Origin of the sequence: Litorivivens sp., assembly GCF_041625495.1 — a bacterium.
Classification (GTDB): domain Bacteria; phylum Pseudomonadota; class Gammaproteobacteria; order Pseudomonadales; family Spongiibacteraceae; genus Litorivivens.
Map to the genome: position 1 here is coordinate 1 of NZ_JBFJTH010000253.1, position 3,751 is coordinate 3,751.

Below are 3,751 nucleotides of genomic sequence, written 5' to 3' on the forward strand. Positions count from 1 at the left end.
TCTACCGCCGCCATATCGAAAGGGTCGATATCCGGCTGCACACCCGCGACGGAAGGATTAATCAAAGAGACATTGTCGTAGAAGCGCCCTACTGTTCGGGTAAAAAAACCACCACTGTTGCTTACCCCGCGAATCGTGACACTGCCCTGATCCGGGGTAGCCCCTTTTGTCAGGATCACACCGGACGAATACTTAACAATTTCTTCGAGACTGGTTGCGCCGCGCTCCACCAGCATATCGCCGCTGAACGCATCAATACTGATCGGAATGTCGCGTACCGATTTGCTGCGTTTGGTGGCGGTCACGTAGACTTCCTCAATTTTACGCGCTTCTTTGGCGGGCGCATTTTCCGAGGCCGCCGCGTCTTGCGCGAAAACAGAGGAACCAGCAGCCACCATGACTGATGCTGCAGAGAGTGCGACAAACGCTTTAGCTTTCACTTACTGATCCTGCATCGTATTACGACAACAATATGCTTAGTCGGAACAGCTCCGGCACACACTGCCGGAGCACTTATCACTAATACGCAACGGCCTGACCGGTCGTGTATTTGTGTGAAGCGGCTTTCAGTTTTCCGGTTTTAGGGTCGCGCTCTATGCCCGCCCATAAACCCTGGGCGAGACGGCGTTCTTTCGGCTCTATTTCCAAATATGGCAATCCGGTTTGATCCAGCAGGGATTTGGAGAAGGCGCCTTTCATCACGCGTACGGTTTGCGTTGCGGTGCCTTTTTCCCAATCCATATCTATTTTGGGATACAGCATGGAAGGCGCGTCTGAGGCTTCTTTCGGGCTCATCCCAAAATCCATGTAGTTAATCAGGGACTGAGCCGTTTCCAGGTGAAGACCCATAGACATAGAGGTAAATGCCAGTACTGGCTCTCCGTCCTTAAACACCAGTCCTTGTTCTGTTGGGTCAGGCAGGCGTGTACCCGGGCCCGCTTTGGCGATGATCGCTTTTTGCGAAACAGCCGGATCACCAATAGAAACACCATCAACGAAGATACCTGTTTTCCCCCAGACAACACAGTTAATGGTGTGAGTCACTGCGGTCATGTTGCCCCACTGGTCCACCGCCACCACGGTATCGGAATGTTTGGTACCTGTATCCGCCCATTGCGCCAAAGGAACACCTGCCTGCATCAGTTTCCAGATTTTCTCCGCATTTTCCGGCTTCAGGCGGCCTTCGATACTGGTATCCACACCCGGCAACATCTGTTTCACCACATCGGGCATGGCTGCTTCCAAGAACGTGATATTGCCGTTGTTCAGCAGATTCGCCATATGTTTGAAGGATTCGGCGCTTTTCGACCAGTGGCCCAGCTCTTTGATTTTGGCAGCTTTGGACAAGTGCAGGGCTTCAATGGCGTGCACACCACCGTAGGCCGGTTTGCCATTCAGGTAAACCTGGTGGCCATTGTGCTCACCCACCAAAGGCTCACCCCAGATCACTTCATAATTGGCTAGATCCTCCAATGTCATGAAGCCGCCTTCGGCTTGCACTTTTTCAACCAATTTTTTTGCCCAGGGGCCGGTGTACATATAGTCGGCGCCCTGATTCGCAACCGCGCGCAGGGTCTTAGCCAGTGCAGGTTGTTTGAAAAGTTCGCCTTCCTTAACCCACTCACCTTTTTCATTGGTGAACACCGCTTTGGTTTCAGGCAAGCGCGCCAGATCGTTGCGACGTGGCTCAAGATATTTCATCAAATTCTGGGTAAAGGGAACGCCTTGCTCGGCGATTTCGATGGAGGGTTCAAACAGACGCGCAAACGGCAATTTACCAAATCGCTCGTTCATGGCCTCTACACCTTTCATAAATCCACCCACCAGCGCAGTTCGACCACTGGGCTCGCCGTGGCCGTACAAACCCTCGCCGTAGGCATCAATGCGCCCAGGTATACTCATCGGGTCTTTCTCACCGCGCACGGTATCCCAGCTTGCATTCATATAACTGACTTCGCCGCTGGCGGCATCGTAGTGCACCACCGACATAATGCCAAAATAACTGATAACCGCACCGGCACCCAATGCCACCTGCGTCAGTGCGGTGGTCATGGCGGCATCGGCTGAAGTACCACCCTGCTTCAGAGCTTCCAGGCCTGCACGCTGCGCATAACCGTGGAAGCTGCCGGTAACCGCACCCATTTCCCCGGTGGCTTCAGGGTTGCTGGGTGCAATAGCCATGCCTTCGATTGCCATGTATTTTTCGCGCTCGGCCGCGGGCCAGCCACTAGCAGCCAGGGTTTGGGGTTTATCCGAAGTCTGGCACCCTGCGAGAATCAGCGAGCTGGCTAAGGCACTGATCGCCATTGTTTTCAGTTTCATCGTGATCTTCCTGTTGAATAGGTTTATCGTTTGTTGGGTTCGTTTTCTACAAGGCGCTTGAGCGCTTCAAGCTCTTGTTGAAAGCGCCGGTGATTGTCCTTGCGGTTTTTTTCCTGCATGGCATTGAGGGCAGCGGCCGGCATTGCGGCCGCTTCTGCAGGCAATAAAAATTCGGACAGGACGTGATAACTCAGCCGGGTGGATTCCCCTTCCGCGCGCAGGCGCCAGCTCGAATAGCCTGTTAGAGCCCCCTGCGCCGGCTGATAAATTTTGATACTGCGCACCTGATTCGGCACCAGCTCAACGTCTTCGCTATAAAACAGCGTTTCGCCAGGTTTGGCCGGCAGAAAGGCGCGGTAGATCGCCCCGAGTTTGCCTTGCTCGCCTCCCACCAGCTCCAACTTCGCACCCTGCTTCCAGGCTTCAGGATCCAGGATGTGAGGCCAAATCACTGACGCTGACCGATCGATCACAATCTCGTTGTAGGTAACCAATTCCAAGGCCGGGCGGTCATGATCCTGATCCGCCGCCCAGATCTGGAAGGGCATCAAATAGAGAAAAGCCAGCAGCCAGCGCTGCGTTACGGTAAACATCAGACGGCCAACGCCATCGCGGTGCGACGGGGGTCGCCACAGCCATAGGCCATACCGGTACTATCAAAGGCGATGGAGTCGTAGGAGCCGTGACTCCAGTTCCAGGGGTTGACCACATCCAGTTGCAAGCCGGTTTTTCGGAGTGTGGCGGCCGCCGCTTCCGGCATATTGGCTTCCCACAGCATGGCACCCGCCTTACCCATGGAACTGCCACCAAAGCGCGGCTTGTTCACCGCCTCTTCAATAGACAGGCCAAAATCGAGGATATTAGTGCTGTTCTGCACCATGTTTTCCATCAACGAAACGGACGGTGAGCCACCTGCCAGTACCGGCTTGCCGTTTTTGAGGAACATATGGGGCAAGATACGCGCATTAATGCGCTCGCCCGGCTTGGGCAGGCCAGAGCCGTAGTGAACGCCAGCGGCGCAAATCCACAGTCCGTCTACATACAAGCCATTGCTGTAAGGCATGGACATGCAGGAATGCAGCACGGTGGCGACATTGCCTTCAGCATCTGTAACGGTGAGGTGGTTGGAACCGGGGGGCGGTGTGCTCAGGCCCATCATCTCGGCCAGACTCGTTGGCTTACCCTTCAACTTGCCGAAACGCTCTTCGGCGTATTCCTTGGAAATCAGCTTCTCGGTGCTGGGCAGCTTGCCTGTGTAGCGGCCGATGATGTTCTCGGCAGTGGTTAGCGAAATGGCCTGCAGCATTTTCAGCGCTGTCTCGCTGGAGTCCCAGGCCGGGCCCATTTTCTGAATATCCATCATCTCGATCAGGTTCATGATCTCGATAAAGTTGACGCCGCCAAAATCCGGCGCCGGCGAACCAATCAA

General features: G+C 54.8%; 4 protein-coding genes. All 4 read right to left on the minus strand.

What is annotated here, in order from left to right; all coding sequences use genetic code 11:
* Positions 1-440 (minus strand): TonB-dependent receptor plug domain-containing protein (locus tag ABYP39_RS17970; RefSeq protein ID WP_372783981.1); only part of this gene is annotated, 440 nt, incomplete at its 3' end.
* Between the two features lie 79 nt (positions 441-519).
* Entirely contained in the window at positions 520-2,322 is a 1,803-nt protein-coding gene (locus ABYP39_RS17975) for a gamma-glutamyltransferase (RefSeq protein WP_372783983.1), read from the minus strand.
* A gap of 23 nt (positions 2,323-2,345) precedes the next feature.
* Positions 2,346-2,915 carry a hypothetical protein gene (locus tag ABYP39_RS17980; protein ID WP_372783985.1) on the minus strand — a complete coding sequence of 190 codons (570 nt, stop codon included), beginning with the start codon at positions 2,913-2,915 and terminating at the stop codon, positions 2,346-2,348.
* Positions 2,915-3,751: gamma-glutamyltransferase (locus tag ABYP39_RS17985; protein ID WP_372783987.1), on the minus strand; the 837-nt coding region annotated here is incomplete at its 5' end. The genes ABYP39_RS17985 and ABYP39_RS17980, both read right to left, overlap by 1 nt.